We start from the raw sequence: 19757 nt of genomic DNA, 5'->3' as shown, positions 1-19757 counted from the left end.
AACTACGGATTTCTTCTGCGCGGATTAGGACGCGCCTAATCGCCCTTGCATGGATTAGCCTCAGATGAACCGGCGCTGAGCCAAATGCGACTTCAGGGCGACGGCGGCACGGTGCTACACAGCCGGCTGTGGCAACGGGACAAGAAACATGGACAGCATCAGGATCCTCGAAAAGCTGATCGCCTTCCCGACGGTGAGCCGCGACTCCAACCTCGACCTCATCGGCTATGCGGCCGACCTTCTCGGAGCGAACGGCATAGCCAGCCAGCTCATCCACAGCGCCGACGGCCACAAGGCCAATCTCTTTGCCACCATCGGCCCGGCCAACAGGCCCGGCATCATGCTGTCCGGCCATACCGACGTCGTTCCCGTCGACGGCCAGAACTGGACGCTGCCGCCATTCGCGATGACCGAGCGCGACGGCAGGCTTTTCGGGCGCGGCGCGGCGGACATGAAGGGTTTCGTGGCCTGCGCCCTTGCTGCCTGCATCAAGGCCTCGAAAATGGCGCTTCGCACGCCCTTGCATCTAGCGCTCTCCTACGACGAGGAAATCGGCTGTCTCGGCGTGCGCGACCTGATCGAGATGTTGAGTGCAGCACCCCAATGGCCGCTGCTGTGCATCGTCGGCGAGCCGACCAACATGCAAGTGGCGACCGGGCACAAGGGTAAGCTCGCGGCGCGCGCCCTCTGCAGGGGACGCGAAGGCCATTCGGCGCTCGCCCCGTTGGCGCTCAACGCTATCCATCTCGGCTGCGATTTCGTGCGCGCCCTGCGCGACGAACAGGATCGGCTGGCGCGCGAAGGCGCGCGCGACGGCGACTACGACATCCCCTACACGACCGTGCATGTCGGCAAGATCAATGCCGGGGTGGCGCTCAACATCGTGCCCAATCTCTGCCAGGTCGATTTCGAGATCCGCAATGTCGCCGCCGACGATGCCGCCGGCATTCTCGACAGGCTGCGCAGTGCCGCGACGCGCATTGCCGCCGACGCCGCCTCGATCGCCCCCGAAGCCGCGATCGACATCGAGATCACCAACACCTATCCGGGTCTCGACACGCCGGCCAGCTCGGAAGCCGTCGCCTTCGTCAAATCGCTGACCGGCGCCAACGACACGATGAAGGTCGCTTTCGGCACGGAAGGCGGATTGTTCAGCCGCGATCTCGGCACGCCTGCCGTCGTCTGCGGACCAGGCTCGATGGCGCAGGGGCACAAGCCGGACGAATATGTCAGCGTCGAGCAATTGCGGCGCTGCGACGAGATGCTGGAGAGACTGCTGTCACGGCTCGCCGACGGCTGGCCGTGATCTTCCTCACTTGACGATGCGTTCCGTGCCGAAGACGCCTTGCTCGACGACGAAGCGGCGGCAATGGTCGATGAAGGCCTGAACCGTCAGCGTGCGGTGCTCGGCATTCGGCAGCGCAATTCCCATCATCAGCGGCCTGATGTCACCCAGCAAGGGCACGAAGACCAGCAGCTTGCCGTCCGGCGACATGGTGTTGAGCGGCCGCATGTTGGCGATGCCGTAGCCGAAGCCGTTGGCGACCATCGTGCGCATCACGGCGATGTCGCCGGTGCGCTCGGCGATCCTGGGCCGCAGCCCTTTGGGTTGGAAAGCCGACAGGAAATATTCGCGGCTATAAGGCAGATCGAGCAGCACCATCGGCTCGTCGACCAGCTCCTCGGGCGTAATCCCCGCCCTGCCCGCCAGGCGATGCGCGGCTGGCAGCATCACATAGGCCGGCAGCTGCATCAGCGGCTCGAACGTCATGTCCTGCGACAGTTCGAGGTCGTAGGTGAGTGCTGCGTCTATTTCGCCACGCTGCAGCATTTCGAACAACTGCCCCTGGTTGCGCTCGAACTGCCTGACGCGCACATCCGGATAGGCGTCCTCGAATTTCCGGCGCAGCGCCGGCAGCACGATCTGCGCGAATGTCAGCAGGCAGCCGATCGCCAGCGGCCCGCGCACCTTTTCGGCTATATCGCCGGCAATGTCGTGCAGCGCATCCGCATCGTTGAGCAGCCGCGCGGCTTCCTTGAGGAACAGGCGTCCGCCCGCCGTCAGCGCCAGCGCGTGCGAGTGCTTGCGCACGAAGAGCTGGACGCCGAACTCCGCTTCGAGCTGGGCGATCGAGGCCGAGATCGACGGCGGCGAGACATTGACCTGCTCGGCCGCCTTGGCAATCGAACCCGCTTCGCCAACGGCGACGAAGTACTCGAGCTGTCTGAGTGTGAAGCGGAGCGGCATGGGCCTCTATGATGCCCGTTTGGTTGCGGCAATCAAGTCGTGGCCGCTCCTCAGTACTTGATCCAGGTGGTCTTCAGCGCCGTGTACTTGTCGAGCGCGTGCAGCGACAGGTCGCGCCCGAAGCCGGACTGCTTGAAGCCGCCGAAGGGCGTCATCGGGCTCAGCGCATCGACGGTGTTCACGGAAACCGTGCCGACGCGCAGTCTTTCCGCGATGCGGTGTGCCCGCGACAGGCTGTCGGTCCATAGCGATGCCGCCAGCCCGTAGACGCTGTCATTGGCAATCCGCAGCGCCTCCTCTTCGCTGTCGAAGGCGATGACCGATAGCACCGGGCCGAATATCTCGTCGCGGGCAAGCGGATCCTCCGGCGCAACATTGTCGAAGATGGTGGGCTGCACGAAGCTGCCGCGCCCGTCGACCGAGATTCGACCGCCGCCGGTCACCAATCGTGCCGATTTCCTGCCGCCATCGATGAATCGCATCACGGTCGCGGCGTGCCGCGCATCCACCATCGCCCCCATCCTCGACGCCGGGTCGAGAGGGTCGCCGGGCTGCGTCGCCGCCGCGCGCTCCGCCAGTTTCTCGACCAGCGCATCCTTGATGCCGCGCTCCACCAGCAGCCGGGAATTGGCCGAGCAGACCTGCCCCTGGTTGAAGAAGATGCCGAAGGCGGCCATGTCGGCCGCAGCGTCCAGGTCGCCGCAATCCGCGAACACCAGATTGGGGCTCTTGCCGCCAGTCTCCAGCCAGACCTGTTTCATGTTCGACTGGCCGGAATATTGCAGGAACAGCTTGCCGACGGCAGTCGACCCGGTGAAGGCGAGGCAATCGACATCCATATGCCGGCCAAGCGCCTGGCCGGCGGTCTCGCCGAGGCCGGGCACCACGTTGAGCACGCCGGCGGGCAGGCCCGCCTCCATGGCGAGCTCCGCCAGCCTGAGCGCAGAGAAGGGCGATTGCTCGGCCGGCTTCAGCACCACCGAATTGCCCGCGGCCAGCGCCGGCGCGCATTTCCATGTCGCCATGTCGAGCGGGAAATTCCACGGCACCACGGCGCCCACGACGCCGAGCGGCTCGCGCCGCACCAAAGCGAGGTCTCCCTGGCCCGTCGGCGCGACCTCGTCATAGACCTTGTCGATCGCCTCGGCGTACCACTGGAAGATCGCCGCCGAGCCCGGCACGTCGATGGTGGCCGCGTCCTTGACCAGCTTGCCCATGTCCAGCGATTCCAGCAGCGCAAGCTCCGGCAAGTTCTCGCGCAGCAGCTCCGACAGCCGCAGCAGCACCTGCTTGCGATGCGCGGGGGCCGTTCGCGACCACACGCCGGCCTCGAAGCTGCGCCGGGCCGCGGCAACGGCACGGTCGATGTCCTCTTCGCCGCAGGAGGCGACCTCGGCGAGCGTCGCCCCCGTGGCCGGATTGACGCTGGCAAAGGTCCGGCCGGAGCGCGCCGGCACCGGCTTGCCATCGATGAAGGCCTTGTCGCGAAAACGGATCGCGGACGCCTTGCCGACCCACTCCTTATGGCTGAGTTCGCTCATGCTGGCTCCAGGACTGGGTCGGACTATTCGTCACCGGGCACGCCGTAGCTCGGCGCATCGGACGGGTTGAGGGCGCGGGTAACATAGGCATCGAGCTGGGGCTTGTAGATATCCCACAACCCCGCCAGCTGCTCGATCGGACACGCTTCCGTCCAGTCGCAACGCAGGTCGGCGACAGGCCAGGACACATCGCGCACCAGCTTCATGCCGGCGGAGCGGACAGGCCCGGCCTCGCCGCCGGCTTTGAGCGCGGCGCGCATCGTGGCGATCAGCCGGTCGCCAAGGTGCCCTTCCGAAGCGAGAAAGGCGTCGACCATGGCCTGCGGGACGCCGTCATTCGAAAGCAGGTTGCCGCCGCAGGCGACGTCCTCGCCGCGCGCCTCGGCCCAGATGCCGAGCGCCTTCGGCCCGGAGTGGATCGCGCTGACGCCCGCGGCGTCGACAGCCAGTATCTGCCGGTATTCGATAAAAGCGCCCGTGCGCTTCAGGATCGCGACGGCCTCTGTGGCGGAGGCGCCGCGCGCCATCAACTCCAGCGCCCGAGGTCCGAGCGTAGGGTCGGTGACGTTTTGGCTGGCAACCGCGCCGACGCCGGCCTGCGCATAGACGCAACGCGCCGCGACCGCGGGAGACGACGAGGACACCGCCACGCCGAACATGCCTGTGCGCCTGCACCGTGCGACGATGGAGAAGGTCATGGCGCTCAGTCCGGAATGACGGCGGTGCCGTCGATCTCGACCAGCCAATCGGGCCGCGCCAGGGCCGACACGACCAGGCCGGTCGAAACCGGGTGGACGCCCCTGATGTACTCGCCCATCGTCCGGTAGACGGCTTCGCGATGGCGCACGTCGGTGATGTAGACCACCACCTTCACCAGATGCTCCATCGTGCCGCCGCACTCCTCGATGAGCTGCCTGATGTTCTGCATGACCTTGTGGGTCTGCTCGACCGGATCATGACTGTCGATGTTCTTAGCCGTGTCTAGGTCCTGCGGACACTGCCCGCGCAGATAGACGGTCCGGCCGCCGCGCGTGACCACCGCCTGGCAGAGATCATTGTCGAGCTTCTGCTCGGGATAGGTGTCCTTGGTGTTGAATTTACGAATTCTCGTATGCGCCATCTTGGTCTCCATGAGGTCGGGCTCGCAGCTTTGGTCAGGCGTCCACGGGTTCGCGCGTCGCGGCGGCGTGGTATGCCAGATATTTGCGCTGCGTCGAAATGCGGTCGGCCACGTGCTTGGCATCATGCCAGACGCCCCAGATGAAGCTCGAGCCCCTGCGTGACTGCCAGGGCAGCCCGAGGAAATAGATCCCGGGCTCGACCGAGACGCCGCGCTGATGCCTTGGCCGGCCCTTCTCGTCGAAAGCGTCGACCTTCAGCCAGCTGTAATCGACGGCGAAGCCCGTCGCCCAGATGATCGTCGCCACCCCGGCCTCGGCCAGGTTGAGCTCGCGGATCGGATTGGTCACGCAGTCCGGATCCGGGTCGATTTTGCGCAGAGCTGGTTCTTCCGGAAGGTCGAGACCATTGCGGGCGACATAGGCGTCGGCCTCGTCCAGCAGCGACATCAGACTGGCGTCGCCGCGGGCAATGTTCTTCGCGAGATCCGGCGCGAAGGTCATGACGCCGTCCTGATACGTTTTCGTCATGCCGACCAGCGTAAGCCCCTGCGCGGCCAGACGGCGGAAATCGATCGTTTCGCCGCCGCGCGCGCCACTGACCGCAATCGTCACATGCTCCGTGCCGGGTCCCGGGGTCTCCAGGTCCCATTTGCCGAGAACGCCCAGCCACCAGCAGAAGTCGCGGCCGCGATAGGCGCGCGGCGGACGGTCATGCGGCCCGACCGAGAGATAGACGCGCCGTCCCGCGCGCTGGAGCTCGTCGGCAATCTGCACGCCCGAGGATCCCGCCCCGACCACCAGCACCGCGCCCTTCGGCAGCTGCGCCGGGTTGCGGTAGGCGCTGGAATGGATTTGCAGGATGCCGGTTTCCTTTGGGACAACCGGCGGGATGACGGGGACCTGGAAAGGGCCGGTCGCGGCAACGATGCTGTTGGCTTCGATCACGCCATCCGAGGTCTCGACGCGGAATCCCGGACGGCCGACATTCCTTTGCACGAGCTTGACCTCGACGCCGCAGCGGATCGGCGCGTCGATCTGCTTTGCGTAGGCGACGAAATAGTCGGCGACCTCCTCCTTGGAAGGAAAGCCGTCGGGGCCAGTCACGGGAAACTCCATGCCTGGAAACCGGTCATGCCAGGCCGGACCGTTGGCAACCAGGGAGTCCCAACGCTGCGAGCGCCAGCGTTCGGCGATCCGGCCGCGTTCGAGGACGAGATGAGGCACCCCGCATTTGCTCAGGTGCTCGCTCATCGCCACCCCGGCCTGGCCGCCGCCGACGACGAGCGTGTCTACCTTCTCAACCGACATGTCCACGTCTCTTTCGATAGGGCTTTCGCCGCTGTGATGGAGGTCCGGTTTGCTTTTAGTGACGGGCCGGCGGAGCGAAAATTATGATTTCATGTGTCAGTGCTTAGCTTATCCCTAAACGCTGAAGCGGGGCCGTGGGTTTCCGGCGATCATGATCGGCAAACCGCTTCCGGATATTGGGAAAAGCTTAGGCAGACCCTAAGCACGGGTGCTGGAAAAAGTAATTCTTGCGCCTTGGATTTGGTGGTTCCCTGCGTCACCCGGATTAGAGCGACGACCGCTGAGAGTGAAATGGCGCGAGAGACCCTTTACGCAAACGGCGCGCTATACACGGTCGATGCGGCGAACCCCGTTGCCGAGGCGATGCTGGTTCGCGGCGAACGCATCGCGGCTGTCGGCTCCTGGTCATTCGTGAGGGCGCAGGCCTCCGCGAATGCCGAATTCGTCGATCTTCAAGGCCGGTTCGCAATGCCCGCCTTCATCGACTCCCATGTCCATTTCGCCTGGGGAAGCAAATATCTCGATGAAGTACGGTTGCGCGAGGCAAAGACGTTCGGCGACGTCCTTGCCCGGCTGAAGGCCCATTCGCAGGCCCATCCCGATCGCCCATGGATCGTGGGCAGCGAATTCAGTTACGGCTACCCCGATCTCCCCGAAGGCGGCTTCCACAAATCGCTTCTCGATCAAGTCGTTGCCGATCGCCCCGTTTTCTTCCGCTCCGGCATGGCGCACGCCGCCTGGGTGAACAGCAAGGCTATGGAACTTGCCGGCATCACGCGAGACACGCCAGATCCCGAAGGTGGCGAGATCGTGAGGGATGCGAGGGGCGAGCCGACCGGCTGGCTGAAGGAGAAAGCGTGGTCCAAGTTTGAAGCGCTGCTCCCCCAAACCTCGCAATCGGATCTGCGATCGGCGCTGCTCTCCGCCATCAAGGAAGCGAACCGTCTCGGACTATCGCGGGTCCAGAGCGCAGGGATGGATGACGAAGCAGTCCCCCTGCTGGCGGAGATATGCGCGAATGGTGAGCTGAGCCTGCGGTTCACGCTTTCGAGCATTGTAAATCCGGAGTCGAACCTCGACGAGGTGATTGCGCGCGTATCCGGATGGAGGGCTGACCTCGCCCCTGACTTTCTCGACGGGCGTGTTATCAAATTCTTCCTGGACGGCGTGCTGGAATCCCACACCGGCTTCATGCCTCAGGGCTATGCCGACAAACCGGGCGAGACCGGAACATGTTTGTGGAAAGCAGCCGTCTACAACGCGGCCGTCAGCCGCGCGCAGCAGGAAGGCTTTCAGGTCTGGACGCACGCGATCGGCACGGGAGCCATCGAAATGGCACTCGACGCCTATGCCGCGGACGGCGAACGCTCGCGGCAGCACCGGCCGCGGGTAGAACATTGCGAAATACCCACCGCGCGCGACATCGGGCGTTTTGCCGAGACAGGTGCGATAGCGAGCTTCCAGCCCTCCATGATCTATCCGCGCGACCAATGGCTCGGGATGGAAGGGCTTTGGGAGGTGCGCGTCGGCTCCAAATCCTTGCCCCGGGCCTTTCCGGTTCGCTCCATCATCGACGCCTCGGGCGCCGTCGCGTTCGGAACCGATTGGCCCATCGTCGACCTCAATCCGCTCATCGGCATTCGCAATGCGGTGCTGCGCCAGAGCCGGGATCACCAGCCGAAAGACGGTTGGGTCCCGAAGCAGAGGATCACCGTCGCAGAGGCGCTCCAAGCGTATACGCTGGGGGCAGCCTTTGCCGGCCACCGGGAAAACGATGAAGGCAGCTTGGCAGCGGGCAAACTCGCCGACTTCATCGTCCTTTCGGATGATCCGCTGCGGGTCGAGCCGGACAAGATCGCGGATATCAAGGTGCTGAAAACGATCGTCGGCGGCAGATCGGTCTGGGAAGAGCCCGCGGCTTGAGACCGCGTCTTGGGGGTTGGATGGAAGCGGCGGAATTTGACTACATCGTCGTCGGCGCCGGCTCGGCCGGTTGCGTGGTCGCCAATCGGCTGAGCGCCGATCCGTCGGCGAAAGTATGCCTGATCGAGGCCGGCGGCAGCGACGACAGCCTGCGCGTCAAGGTGCCGGCGGGTATCCTCTCGCTCTACAGCAACCCGAACTACGACTATTGCTTCGTCGGCGTGCCGCAGCCTGAACTCAACAACCGCAGCATTCCGGTCAACCGCGGGAAGGCGCTGGGCGGCTCGAGCTCGATCAACTCGATGGTCTATATTCGCGGCGCCGCCGAGGATTATGACGAGTGGGCCGGACTCGGCTGCGCCGGCTGGGCCTACCGCGACGTGCTGCCCGTGTTCAGGAAGCTGGAGCGCAATCTGCTCGGCCAGGACCCGCGCTATCACGGCAGCGACGGCGAATTGCTGGTCGACAATCCGCGCGATCCGAACGAGCTTTCCGGCATGTTCGTCAATGCCGGGAAAAATGCCGGCCTGCCCGCCAACACCGACTTCAATGCTGAAAGCCAGTTCGGCCTCGGCATCTACAACGTCACGCAAGACAGGGGTCAGCGCTTCAGCAGCTTCAGCGCCTTCATGCGTCCGGTGCTCGACCGCAGGAACCTGACGCTGCTCAGCGAATGCGAGGTGATCGACCTCGTCATCGCCGAGGGGCGCGCCAAGGGGATACGCGTGCGGCATGAGGGCCAGCAGAAGACGCTCTCGGCCAGTCGCGAAATCGTGCTCTCGGCCGGCGCCATCAACTCGCCCAAGATCCTGATGGATTCAGGGATCGGTCCAGCAGCCGAGCTCCGGCAGATCGGCATCACGCCGGTTCTCGACCTGCCCGGCGTCGGCAAGAACCTGCAGGACCACATCGACGGCATGATCACCGTGCGCTCCAGGAGCACCAGGACGCTCGGCCTGTCGATCGCAAACTTGCCCCGTATCGCCGCCGCGCCTTTCCAGTATTTCGCGCGCCGCAAGGGCATGCTCACCACCAACTATGTCGAAGCCGGCGGCTTTGCCAAGACCAGGCATGCGAACGGCTTGCCCGACATCCAGTTCCACTTCGTGCCAGGCTATCGCAGCCATCGCGGCAGGCTGATCGAATACGGCCACGGCTACGCCATTCACACCTGCGTGCTTCGGCCGAAAAGCGTCGGCGAGATCAAATTGTCACCCGACAGCGCTCGGCGGGACGTCCTCATAGACCACCGCTTCTTCACGCATGAAGACGACGCCATGGTGCTGGTCGAAGGCATCAAGATCGCGCGCCAGATCTTTGCCTCGCCAGAGTTCGACGCGGTGCGCGGCAAGGAGATGTTGCCGGGCAAGGATGTCCGCAGCGACGACGAGATCCTGGCCTATCTGCGCGCCGAGGCGCTGACCGTCTATCACCCGGTGGGAACCTGCAAGATGGGAACGGACGCGATGGCCGTCGTCGATCCGGCGACGCTCAAGGTGCGCGGCTTGGACGGGCTCCGAGTCGCGGACGCTTCGGTCATGCCGAAGCTGATCGGCGGCAACACCAACGCGCCGAGCATGATGATCGGGCAGAAGGCTTCCGAGATGATCCTCGGCTTGGCGCGCAACGGCGGCAAGTAGGTCGATGTTTCGGTGAGCCGTCGCAACGTCCGGAACTGGCTTAAGTCCCTCCAAAACGTCGTCATTCTAGGGCGGAGCAAGGAGCGAAGCGACGCGCGCAGACCCTGGAATCCATGCCGTGACACCGAGGCGTCGCCGCAGTGAAGAATTCTGCTCCGCTGTGCCCCATGGCAGGCGTCACGGAATGGATTCTCGGGTCAAGCCCGAGAATGACGAACTGATAGGCGTTTTCGGCCAGTCTCCCAAGGCATGCAACATGCTAACGGAAACACATCCCGAGCCATCAAAATTTCTGTGCTGGAGACCTAGTGATCCTCGTCGATCTCGTCGTGCAGAAGGCCGAGGATGCGGCGCTTGAGCGCGATGAAGTCAGGCTCGAGGATCACGTCCATCGAGCGCGGCCGCGGGATGTCGACCGTGATCTCGGCCTTGATCTTGCCGGGCCGCGCAGTCATCACCAGGACGCGATCGCCCAGCACCAGCGCCTCGTCGATATCGTGGGTGACGAAGAGCACCGTCTTCTGCTGTCGCTCCCAGACGCGCAGGAGCAGCTTCTGCATGGTGCCGCGCGTCTGGCTGTCGAGCGCGCCGAACGGCTCGTCCATCAGGAGGACGGCCGGGTCGTTGGCAAGGGCGCGCGCGATCGCCACGCGCTGCTTCATGCCACCGGACAGCTGCGCGGGATAATGGTCCGCGAAGGGCGTAAGGCCGACCTCGTTTAGATACTGGTCGACGATCTGCCTGCGCTGCTCCGCGGGCAGCCCCTTGCGCTTCGGCCCGTATTCGATGTTGGCGCGCACCGTGAGCCAGGGAAACAAGGTGTAGCTCTGGAACACCATGCCCCTGTCGGGGCCGGGCTCGATCACTTCCCTGCCGTCGACCTTGATTACGCCCGAGGTCGCGTCGTTGAGGCCGGCGGCAAGGTAGAGCAGGCTGGATTTGCCGCATCCCGAAGGGCCGACGATGACGCAGAATTCGTTCTTGGCCACCTTCAGCGACACATCGTCCAGCGCCAGCACGCCGTTGGCGTCGCCATAGCGCAGTGTCACGTCCTCGATGGCCATCGTGGTCCCGGCGGCGCGCGCATCGACATTGGCAGAGGCCAGGCCGTCTGGATTGTTTGCCTTGATGGTTTCGGTCATCACTACCCTTGATCCGGCTGCGGTTTGCGAGGATGCGTTCAAGATCAAGGTGCCCATGGCGCGACCCTTGCCCGGAGAATGCGGAATGCCGTGTCGGTGATCAGGCCCAGAAGCCCGATCGCGGCGATCGCCATGAAGATCACGTCGACCTGGAAGCCGCGCATCGCCTTCAGGCTGATATAGCCGAGGCCGCTCGACGCCGCGACGAGCTCGGCCACGACCAGATAGGTCCAGGCCCAGCCCATGGTGACGCGAAGCGTGTCGAGGATCGCAGGAAGCGCTGCGGGGAAGATGACGTGCCACACCGCTTCTGAGCGCTTGGTGCCCAAAGTGTAGGAGGCGTTGACCAGATCCCTGGAGACGCCGCGCGCGCAGTCGGAGATCATCACCAGCTGCTGGAAGAACGTACCGAAGAAGATCACCGCTATGCGCTGCTCGATGCCGATGCCGATCCACAGGATGAACAGAGGCACGAACGAGGTCACCGGCAGGTAGCGGATGAAATTGACCAGCGGCTCGAGCGGCGCCTGCACCGCCCGGTAGGTCCCCATCCACAGTCCCAGCGGCACAGCGATCGCCGAGGACACGATGAAGCCCAGGATCACCACCTTGGCGCTGGTCAAAGTGTGGTAGAAGAGGCTGCCGTCCAGGGACATGCGATAGGTCGTCTCGAGCACGGTTCCAGGTGTCGGCAGGAACATGTTCGGTACAACGCGGCCGTAGGACAGCAATGCCCAGCCGCCGATCACGACCACCCACATCGCCAGCGCCAGCGTGGTTGCCGTGCTGGCGGGAATGTTGGCGAATGGGGTCGTCAGGCGTGTCCACGCCGTCCGCCTTTGTGCCATAAGATGGCCTCCGTTGATTTTAGAGCAATTCCAGGAAAAGTGAGGGCGGTTTTCCGCTCGGAATTGCGTCAAACAAGAGATGGAGCGGTTCGCCGTTTCCATGAAACGGTGAAACGATCCAGGCGCGAAGCTCAGACGTTCGAGAAACGGGGATCGGCCCGGACGGGCCGACCCCCGCGATCCCGAAGGCTCATTGTTCCTTGATGAAATCGGTGTCGAGGATGGTCTTCGAGTCGATCGTCATCTTGAGCTTGCCGGCCTTGCCCCAGATGTCCTGCGCGAAATTCACCAGGTCGGCCGCTTCGCTCTTCTCCGGCGTGCCGAAGAATTCCAGGTTGCGGGCGCGGTCGTAGTACCGCACGCCCTTGGCGCCGGCCGCGAAATCCTCGGGCTTCTCGAGATAGCCGCCAATGCCCTTGGCCATGATCTCATAGGCTTTGTCCGGGTTGGTCTTGATGTATTCGACCGCCTTGTAATAGCCCTTGATGAGGGCCTTCACATCTTCGGGATGCTTCTCGATCAGGTCGCATTTGAGCGCGATCACGTCGACGATCAGGCCAGGGGTGGTGGTGGAATCGATCAGCACCTTGCCCTTTCCGCCCTTGCGGACTTCGGTGAGGTGTGGCTCCCAGGTCACCGCGGCGGGAACCTGGCCGGCGATGAAGGCCGTCGCGGCGTCGTCGGCGGTCATGTTGGTGACGCTGACATCGTCCTCGGTCATGCCTTCCTTCTTCAGGAGCACGTTGAACCAGAATTCGGAAACCGAGCCCTCGTTCAAGGCGACGGGCTGGCCTTTCAAATCCTTGAGCGATTTGACGTCGGCCTGCGTGACGACGCCGTCGCCGCCATGGCTGTCGTCGAGCGCCACCACATATTTGAAGCAGAGATCGTCCGAGCGGTATTTCATCAGCTCGTCGACGGTGGAGGCAGCGCCGTCGAGATCGCCGCCGGCCACCGCCGCCATGTAAAGCGCTGATTCTTCTATGATCTTCAGGTCGACATCGACGCCGGCTTCCTTGAAGTAGCCAAGGTCACGGGCAAGGAACAGCGGCCCATAGCCCACCCAGGTGGTCATGCCGAGGCGAATGGCGCCGGCGTTGGCGGGACCGGCAAGCCCTAGGCCCAGCAGGCCTGCGCTGACCGCGGTCATCAGGCAATTTCGGAATGTCTTCATCGTCGTAGTTCCCCTATGGCTGTTACCGGCATCGACCTCATTGGAGTGGCGTATGCCAGGCTGTCGTTTCGGCAGCTGCTCTCTTGTTATGCGTCGCCCTCCCAGGCGGGCCTTCTTCTAGGTCACGCAAGAGAGCATCCGGGCCGGATCGCAAAAAGAAGTCTTTTTCTGTCCTTTGCTTCGCCGAAACCGAAGCAGCCGGCCTCGCGTGGCCGTGAACGGCTTGTCGACCAAGGGAATTCTTGCGGTGGCGACGCTCGCCCGATCGAAGGCGCAAGGCGCGACAGTCACGCCTCTTCCGCGGCGGCGCCGTCTTATCTTTGGCGGTTCAGGCGCCGCTCAAGCCCGCAATCGCCGCCAGATCGATCTCGGTGATGTGCCAGCGGCCAAGGTTCGCGGTGTAGAGCTTGTCGCCCTTGAAGGCGATGTTGGTGGGATGCGCCAGCGTCGTCGCGGCCGGATCCTCGATCAATACTTCGAGACCTTGCTCCTTTCGCCAGCGATAGATGCGGCTCGGCTCGTAGCATGAGATCAGCAGCGAGCCGTCGGGAGCGAAGGCGAGCCCGTCTGGAACATTGCGAACGTCTTCGACCACGACCTGCCGGACCCCAGCCTTGCCGTCGGCAAGGATCGGAACGTGGCTGATACAGGGCGCGTTGCTTTCCACCACATAGAGGCCGTTGCCGTTCGGCGCCATGGCCATGCCATTGGCGAACGACATCGCGTCCCGGCACCACAGGCCGCCCTCGCCCGTCTTGAGATCGTAACGGAAGATGCCCGAGCGATTGTCCTCGCCGACGCTGTCCGAAACGAAGAGCCAGCCTCTCGCCTCGTCGACGATCGGATAGTTGGGCACGCGGATGCCGGACGAAGCGAACCGCTCCATGCGACCTGTCGCGGCATCCCAACGGAAGATCGCGGCATGCCTGAGATCGCAGGCAAAGCAGTTGCCGGCGCTGTCGAAGGCAATGCCAAGCAGAAAGCCATCGGTGCCGCCCATGCGCTCGACCGAGCCGCCGTCTGCCGCCAGTCTCAGCAGATCGCCGGTCTCGGTACCGCACCAGATCGATCCGTCGCGATGGACGGCCACGCCTTCCGGATGCGCGACGCGCGGGTCGGTGAAGATGCCGTCGAAGAAGACGCGGGCGGCGGACATATCGAGCAACGGTTTTGCCATGGAACGTTTCTCAGCTTTGCGCGGCGATGCAGCGTTCGACCATCGCGCGGTCGGCCGCGAGGATTTCGGCGATGAGCGCGCCACGCTCCTTGGCGCTGACGAATTCCAGGCGCCGCAGGCCAAGCGGGTCGATGCGGCTTCGCAGCACGGCAAGCGTATCGCTGGAGGGCACCGGCACCTCGCGGCAATCGGCATCGAATGTCACTTCGAAACCGGTGGCTTCACCGATCTGCGGCCGGGTGACGCCCGGCATGGTTTCGATGACGATCAATTTCCTGGATGCCTGGTCGAGCCGGAAGATGCAGAGATCGGTGAAGACCAGCGCCTTGCCTGTGCAATAGCCCATCGGCTCGCGTTCGGACGGCGTCAGCAGTCCGCGCGCCGAGCTCGCGATCTCGACCGCGTCGACCAGCGACTGGACCGAATGACGCGGAACGTAGAGCAGGTAGTCGCGATGCATGTTGGCGACGTCGGCCATGCCGCCCTGCCCCGGCAGCCGGATCAGACCGCCGCTCGGCTTGCGCAGCGCGATGGTATTGACGCGGCCGTGCCGGTCGACTTGCGCGGCGCCGACGATCTCATGCGTCACCGCGCCCGCCTGGTAGTAGGTCGAGTAGGTGTCGTCGCCGCCGGCATGCGCCACGGCCGTCTCGCAATCGAGGCTTTCGATCAGCGACAGCACCATCGGGCTCGGCGCGACGTCGAGGTGGCCGCAGCTCATCGTCGCGATGATCATGTCAGGCGCATGCGTCGCCTTGGCCAGCCGATAGGCGACATTGGCGAGCGGCGACACCGCGCCGGCGCTGGCGAAGCTCTCATTGTCGAGCTCGGCCGCGATCCGCGCGGCAATGATCTCGTCGACGGTTGCTTCCCCTTCGCCCTGCGACAATGCAGGCATCGCGAGGACCATTTCGGCGGTGACCTTGGCCGCTCTTTGAAGCCGCTCCGGCAGGCCGCCTAAAGGCAGACCGAGCCTATCCGACAGAGCTGCGTCCTTCGTCGCGAAGGCCTCCGACAAGGCCTGATAATCCGTGACGTAGAATGGCAGGCACGAGGCCGGATAGGCGCCGCCCGGCGCAAGCGCAATGGCCGAAACCTGATTGCGGGTGAGGATGCTCTGGCGGCCGTCCCGGCGCAGTGCCCCAACCGGCACGATCTCCTCGACCGTGACCAGCACCTGGCGCGCCGCGCCGGCCATGGCGAAGTCCAGCGCCCGCGGCCCGATGATCTCGACATTGCCGCTTTCGTCGGCGCGCTGGGCGTGGACGACAAATGTGTCGAGCCTGAGCGGCGGGACAAATCCGGTATCGGTCCCCGCCACCGGATCGGGCCTGGCGATCGCGCCCGGCACGCGCGCCAGCATGTCGGACCCTTGAGGAAGCTGGAACGGCATCGACGGCAGGTTCTGCTGCGCCGCCCGCAGCGCCTGGATCATGGCCAGGGCCGTCCAGTCGCGGACGGGGATCGCGCCACTCTCGGCGGCCGCGCGGAATTTCGGCGGCAGCCCGAAGATGTCGAGGCTGGAAAAGCACAGCTCGATTTCCGCCACCGCGCCCGCCTCGAGCAGCAGCTCGAGCGGCAAGCCGCCAGCCCAGGAGACGTAGTGCAAGTCTTTCACACCGGTCTTGGCGATCACACGCAGCAAGGCGATCGGCAGTCGGGCGAAATGATGACCGCCGACGCCGAAAGCGTCGCCATGGCCGACCATTGCAGCCAACCCCTCGACATCGGTGAAGCGCGGCCGGTTCGGCTTGACCAGAGACAATGCAGTTCGATCGCCGATCTTCACGGCCCGGCCTTTTTCACCTTGATCGCGCTCCTCTCGGCGAATTCCCTGACGCGCCGCTGGCCAACCTCGCTGCGGTAAAGGCCGCCCAGTATGTTACGCTCCATGGCGAGGCCATCGGCCAGATCGCCCGACTCCGCATGCCCCGTCAGGACTTTGAGACCTTCGATCGCGGCAGCCGGCTCGGCGGCGATCATCCCGGCCAGTTCAAGCGCGCGCGGCATCAGCCTTTCGACATCGACGATCTCGTTGACCAGGCCCGCGCTGACGAATTCGGAGGCCGGCACGATCGCGCCGGTCATCAGCAGGAAATTGGCGCGGTTGCGGCCGAGCCTGGCGACGCTGCGCTGCGTGCCGCCACCGCCGGGGATCAGCCCGAGCTTGATCTCCGGCAGCCCAAGTTTCGCATACTGGTTGGCGATCACGATGTCGCAGCACAGCACCAGCTCCATGCCGCCGCCCAACGCGAAGCCGTTGACCGCCGCGATCACCGGCTTGCGGTTCTCCTCGATCGCCGCATACATGCGCGTGCCGGCAGCCTGGAACGTGTCGAACTCGGCCGCCGTCTGGGCAGCGTATTCCTTGATGTCGGCGCCGGCCATGAAGCCCCGCCCCTCGCCGGTCACCACGATCGCGCCGACGCCCGCGTCGGAGGACAGCGCCTCGAAGACCTCGGTGATCTCGCCTTGCATCATCCGATTCATGGCGTTGAGCTGGTCGGCGCGGCGGAAGGTGACGACCGCGACGCGGCCCTGGATTTCGACGGTGAGCGTCTGGTAGGTGCGCATCGTCAGGCCGCGTCCACGGTCATGTCGCCGGACGCCTCGAGCGCCGCGATCTCGTCCTTCGACAGGCCGAACTCGGCCAGGATCTCACGGCCGTGCTGGCCGACCAGCGGCGCCGGCCGCTCGATGGTCGCGGGCGTCTCGCTCATCTTGACCGCCGGCGCCACCACCCGCACCTTGCCGCCGCGCGGATGATCGTAGCTGGTGATCATGCCCATATGCGTGACCTGCGGGTCTTCCGCCGCGCGGCGGATATCCTTCACCTCGGCGCACCAGATGTCGGCCTTGAGCAACCGCGCCAAGAGATCCTGCGTGGCGAATTTCTTGGTCTCGGCATTGACCTTCTCGAACACTTCGTCGCGCTTGTCGAACAAGGTCTTGAGGTCGTCGTAGACGGCGAGCTGCGGCGCTTCCAGCACCTCATAGAGCGTCTTGTACGGGCTCATGGCGATCGACACATAGCCGCCGTCCTTCGTCTCATAGATGCCGAATGGCGCCTGCATGCCGGGATGGCCGATGCCGGAATTCGGCCGCACGAAATCCTCGCCGAGATTGAGCACGGCGACATATTCCTGGTTGAGATGCGCCAAGAGGCCGGCCAGCAGGTTGACCTCGATCTTCTGCCCTTTGCCGGTCTTCTCGCGATAGTAGAGCGCCGACAGGATGCCATAGACCATGTTCATCGCGCCGATCTGGTCGGCAAGCCCGGCGCCTGCCGGAACCGGCGCCTGGTCGCCGCGGCCGGTGTTGGCGATCAGCCCCGCAAGGCCCTGGATCAGCATGTCCTGTCCAGGACGCTCTACATAAGGGCCTTCCTCGCCATAGCCCGAACCCGAGCAATAGATGATGCGCGGATTGACGGCCTTGAAGTCCTCATAGCCGTAGCCGAGCTTGGCCAGCACGCCGGGACGGAAATTCTGCACGACGACGTCCGCGGTCCGGGCCATCTCCATGATGATGGCGTGCACCTTGCGGCTCTTCAGGTTGAGCGCGATGGAGCGCTTGTTGCGGTTCCAGGCAAGGAAGTTCGGGCTCTCGGAGCCGCCCACCCATTTGGCGAAGAAGGTCATGCCGCGGAACATGTCGCCGGCGCCGGCGCGCTCGATCTTGATGACATCGGCGCCCATGTCGCCGAGCAGCTGTGTGGCGAACGGTCCCTGCAGCAGATGGCTGAAGTCGAGGATGCGGACGCCTTCGAGGGCCTTGTTCATTTCATGTCTCGTTTCGTTTCAAAGCAGTTCGGGAACGTAGCGGGGCGCGGCCGTCAGCCCGCCATCGACGCGCAGATCGGTGCCGGTGGTGAAGCCGGCTGCGTCGGAAGCCAGATAGACGGCGGCCTCGGCCACTTCCGAGGGCTGGCCGATGCGGCCGAGCGGATGCATCTTGACCCAGGCCTTGGCGAGGCTGCCGCCGATCTCCTTGATCAGCCTGTCGTTCATCGGCGTGTTGATGGTGCCCGGCGAGATCGAGTTGACGCGGATGTTCATCGGGCCGAACTCGACCGCCATCTGGCGCGTCATCGCCATCACCGCGCCCTTGGCGCCGGCATAGGCGGTCCAGCCATCGAGACCGATATGGCCCTGCGCCGAGGCCATGTTGATGATCGATCCCGACTTCTGCGCGATCATGTGCGGCAGCGCGTATTTGCAGCCGCGGAAGACGCTGGTCAGGTTGACCGCGATCAGCCTGTGCCACTGCTCGTCGGTCATCTCGTGCACCGGCATGCCGCCGATGGCGATGGCGGCGTTGTTGACCAGGACGTCGAGATGTCCGGTCTTCTTGACGGCGCTGTCGATCAGGCCGGCGATATCGGCCTCCTGGGAGACGTCGCAATGGACGTAGTCGGCGCTGCGGCCGGCAGCGCGCAGTGCTGCGGCGAACTTCTCGCCGGCGTCGTCGGCGATGTCGCCGAGGAAGACATGCGCCCCTTCCCGCGCCATCGCCTCGGCGATCGCGTGGCCGATGCCGTCGGCCGCACCGGTGATGACGGCAGTTTTTCCGTCGAGACGAGCCATGTCAGCCTCCATTCGCGCGCCGGCGCTTCGCTTCGTCGAAGGCGACCGCCGCAATGATGATCATGCCGGTGATGACCAGCTGCCATTCAGTCGGCAGCCCGAGCCCGCGCAGGCCGTTGGACAGGAACTGCAGGATCAGGACGCCGAGCGCCATGCCGGTCAGGCTGCCGATGCCGCCGGCAAGGCTCACCCCGCCGAGCACCGTCGCGGCGACGACCTGGAATTCGAAATTCAATCCCGCCGTATGCTGCGCCGAACCGACACGCGCCGCCAGGATGATGCCGGCGACCGTCGCCAGCAGCGCGCTGATGATGAAGCAGATGAACTTGACGCGCCGCACGTCGTAGCCTGCCAGCCGCGCCACTTCCTGGTTGCCGCCGACGGCATAGATCTGCCGCCCGAACGGCCGGTGCTGCATCATGTAGCCGAAGGCGGCAAGCAGCACGATGGCGATCACCGCCGAGTACGGGATGATGTTGAACAGACGCCCGTCGGAGAGCGCGATGAAGCTGTCGAGGCTGGCGTCGTCGGGGATCGCGCGCTGGCCGGTGTAGAGATAGACGCCGCCCCGCATGATGAACATCGTGCCCAGCGTCACGATCAGCGAGTTGATGCCGGCATAGGCAACGAGATAGCCGTTCACCACGCCGATGATCAGGCCGAACAGCAGCGCGCCGCTGACGCCGAGCAGCAGCGAGTTGGTGTCGTTCATGATGATGATCAGCGGCAGCGCGATGGTCGCCAGCAGCGAGCCGATCGAGATGTCGACCTCGCCGGAGATGAAGACGATGGCGCAGCCGATGCCGGCGGTGAGCGCCAGCGAGGCCTGCCCGAGCACGTTGGTCATGTTGCGCACGGAGAAGAAATTCTCGACCGTGGCGGAAAAGAACGCCAGCACGAGGATCAGGCACACGAGCAGCGCCAGCTCCTGCCGGGCAAAGAGCCGCGCCAGCATGGATGGCTGGTCTTTTGCGGAAGCCGTGCTTGCAAGGCTCATCGCTTGCCTCCTCCGAGGGAATGGCGCGTATCGCAAACAATGCTGCGGCGAT

17 protein-coding genes are annotated in these 19757 nt (G+C 64.6%); 3 read left to right on the top strand and 14 right to left on the bottom strand.

Features of this window, described 5'->3' with window-relative positions; all coding sequences use genetic code 11:
• Positions 1 to 148 precede the first annotated feature (148 nt).
• The gene (gene argE, locus AC0YKC_RS21895; protein ID WP_488512515.1) at positions 149 to 1306 is read left to right on the top strand and encodes an acetylornithine deacetylase; all 1158 of its coding nucleotides are present in this window, start codon (positions 149 to 151) and stop codon (positions 1304 to 1306) included.
• A gap of 6 nt (positions 1307 to 1312) precedes the next feature.
• On the opposite strand, the gene AC0YKC_RS21890 is transcribed toward argE, so the two are convergent.
• Genes AC0YKC_RS21890 through AC0YKC_RS21870 form a run of 5 tightly spaced genes read right to left on the bottom strand, consistent with a single transcriptional unit; the run spans position 1313 to position 6218 of the window.
• Complete coding sequence (locus AC0YKC_RS21890; RefSeq protein WP_320297138.1) at positions 1313 to 2248, bottom strand: LysR family transcriptional regulator; 936 nt, start codon at positions 2246 to 2248, stop codon at positions 1313 to 1315.
• Positions 2249 to 2298: 50 nt separating this feature from the next.
• Positions 2299 to 3789 carry an aldehyde dehydrogenase gene (locus AC0YKC_RS21885; protein ID WP_488512514.1) on the bottom strand — a complete coding sequence of 497 codons (1491 nt, stop codon included), beginning with the start codon at positions 3787 to 3789 and terminating at the stop codon, positions 2299 to 2301.
• 23 nt (positions 3790 to 3812) lie between these two features.
• On the bottom strand, positions 3813 to 4487 hold the full coding sequence (locus AC0YKC_RS21880) for a DUF1028 domain-containing protein (protein ID WP_488512513.1): 675 nt from the start codon (positions 4485 to 4487) through the stop codon (positions 3813 to 3815).
• 5 nt (positions 4488 to 4492) lie between these two features.
• Positions 4493 to 4909, bottom strand: a complete 417-nt coding sequence (locus AC0YKC_RS21875) for a RidA family protein (RefSeq protein WP_320297141.1) — start codon at positions 4907 to 4909, stop codon at positions 4493 to 4495.
• A gap of 34 nt (positions 4910 to 4943) precedes the next feature.
• Entirely contained in the window at positions 4944 to 6218 is a 1275-nt protein-coding gene (locus tag AC0YKC_RS21870; RefSeq protein WP_488512512.1) for a flavin-containing monooxygenase, read from the bottom strand.
• A 291-nt stretch (positions 6219 to 6509) separates the two neighbouring features.
• Between AC0YKC_RS21870 and AC0YKC_RS21865 the strand changes: the two genes are divergently transcribed.
• Together AC0YKC_RS21865 and AC0YKC_RS21860 are read left to right on the top strand one after the other, a co-directional pair.
• A complete protein-coding gene (locus AC0YKC_RS21865; RefSeq protein ID WP_488512511.1) occupies positions 6510 to 8141 on the top strand; it encodes an amidohydrolase in 1632 nt (543 codons plus the stop codon).
• A gap of 20 nt (positions 8142 to 8161) precedes the next feature.
• On the top strand, positions 8162 to 9781 hold the full coding sequence (locus AC0YKC_RS21860; RefSeq protein ID WP_488512510.1) for a GMC family oxidoreductase: 1620 nt from the start codon (positions 8162 to 8164) through the stop codon (positions 9779 to 9781).
• A gap of 305 nt (positions 9782 to 10086) precedes the next feature.
• Here AC0YKC_RS21860 and AC0YKC_RS21855 read toward each other — a convergent pair whose 3' ends face one another.
• From AC0YKC_RS21855 to AC0YKC_RS21815, 9 genes are all read right to left on the bottom strand, one after another.
• The gene (locus tag AC0YKC_RS21855; RefSeq protein ID WP_488512602.1) at positions 10087 to 10845 is read right to left on the bottom strand and encodes an ABC transporter ATP-binding protein; all 759 of its coding nucleotides are present in this window, start codon (positions 10843 to 10845) and stop codon (positions 10087 to 10089) included.
• 122 nt (positions 10846 to 10967) lie between these two features.
• On the bottom strand, positions 10968 to 11771 hold the full coding sequence (locus tag AC0YKC_RS21850; RefSeq protein WP_320297145.1) for an ABC transporter permease: 804 nt from the start codon (positions 11769 to 11771) through the stop codon (positions 10968 to 10970).
• Positions 11772 to 11961: 190 nt separating this feature from the next.
• A complete protein-coding gene (locus AC0YKC_RS21845) occupies positions 11962 to 12945 on the bottom strand; it encodes an ABC transporter substrate-binding protein (protein ID WP_488512509.1) in 984 nt (327 codons plus the stop codon).
• Positions 12946 to 13273: 328 nt separating this feature from the next.
• Entirely contained in the window at positions 13274 to 14122 is an 849-nt protein-coding gene (locus tag AC0YKC_RS21840) for an SMP-30/gluconolactonase/LRE family protein (RefSeq protein WP_320297148.1), read from the bottom strand.
• A gap of 10 nt (positions 14123 to 14132) precedes the next feature.
• Positions 14133 to 15911, bottom strand: a complete 1779-nt coding sequence (locus tag AC0YKC_RS21835; RefSeq protein WP_488512508.1) for a CoA-transferase — start codon at positions 15909 to 15911, stop codon at positions 14133 to 14135.
• The gene (locus AC0YKC_RS21830) at positions 15908 to 16696 is read right to left on the bottom strand and encodes an enoyl-CoA hydratase/isomerase family protein (RefSeq protein WP_488512507.1); all 789 of its coding nucleotides are present in this window, start codon (positions 16694 to 16696) and stop codon (positions 15908 to 15910) included. Before AC0YKC_RS21830 ends, AC0YKC_RS21835 begins: the two co-directional genes overlap by 4 nt.
• A gap of 2 nt (positions 16697 to 16698) precedes the next feature.
• On the bottom strand, positions 16699 to 17904 hold the full coding sequence (locus tag AC0YKC_RS21825; RefSeq protein ID WP_488512506.1) for a CaiB/BaiF CoA transferase family protein: 1206 nt from the start codon (positions 17902 to 17904) through the stop codon (positions 16699 to 16701).
• A gap of 18 nt (positions 17905 to 17922) precedes the next feature.
• Positions 17923 to 18708 (bottom strand): SDR family NAD(P)-dependent oxidoreductase, encoded by a 786-nt coding sequence (locus AC0YKC_RS21820; protein WP_488512505.1) that lies wholly within the window; start codon positions 18706 to 18708, stop codon positions 17923 to 17925.
• 1 nt (position 18709) lies between these two features.
• Positions 18710 to 19705, bottom strand: coding sequence for an ABC transporter permease (locus AC0YKC_RS21815; RefSeq protein WP_488512503.1), 996 nt, complete (start codon positions 19703 to 19705; stop codon positions 18710 to 18712).
• Between the last annotated feature and the right edge of the window lie 52 nt (positions 19706 to 19757).

The sequence above is a fragment of the Mesorhizobium sp. CNPSo 4661 genome (assembly GCF_057784215.1).
Note: the sequence above shows the minus strand (reverse complement) of the source record. Positions and strands in the feature narration are given on the sequence as shown.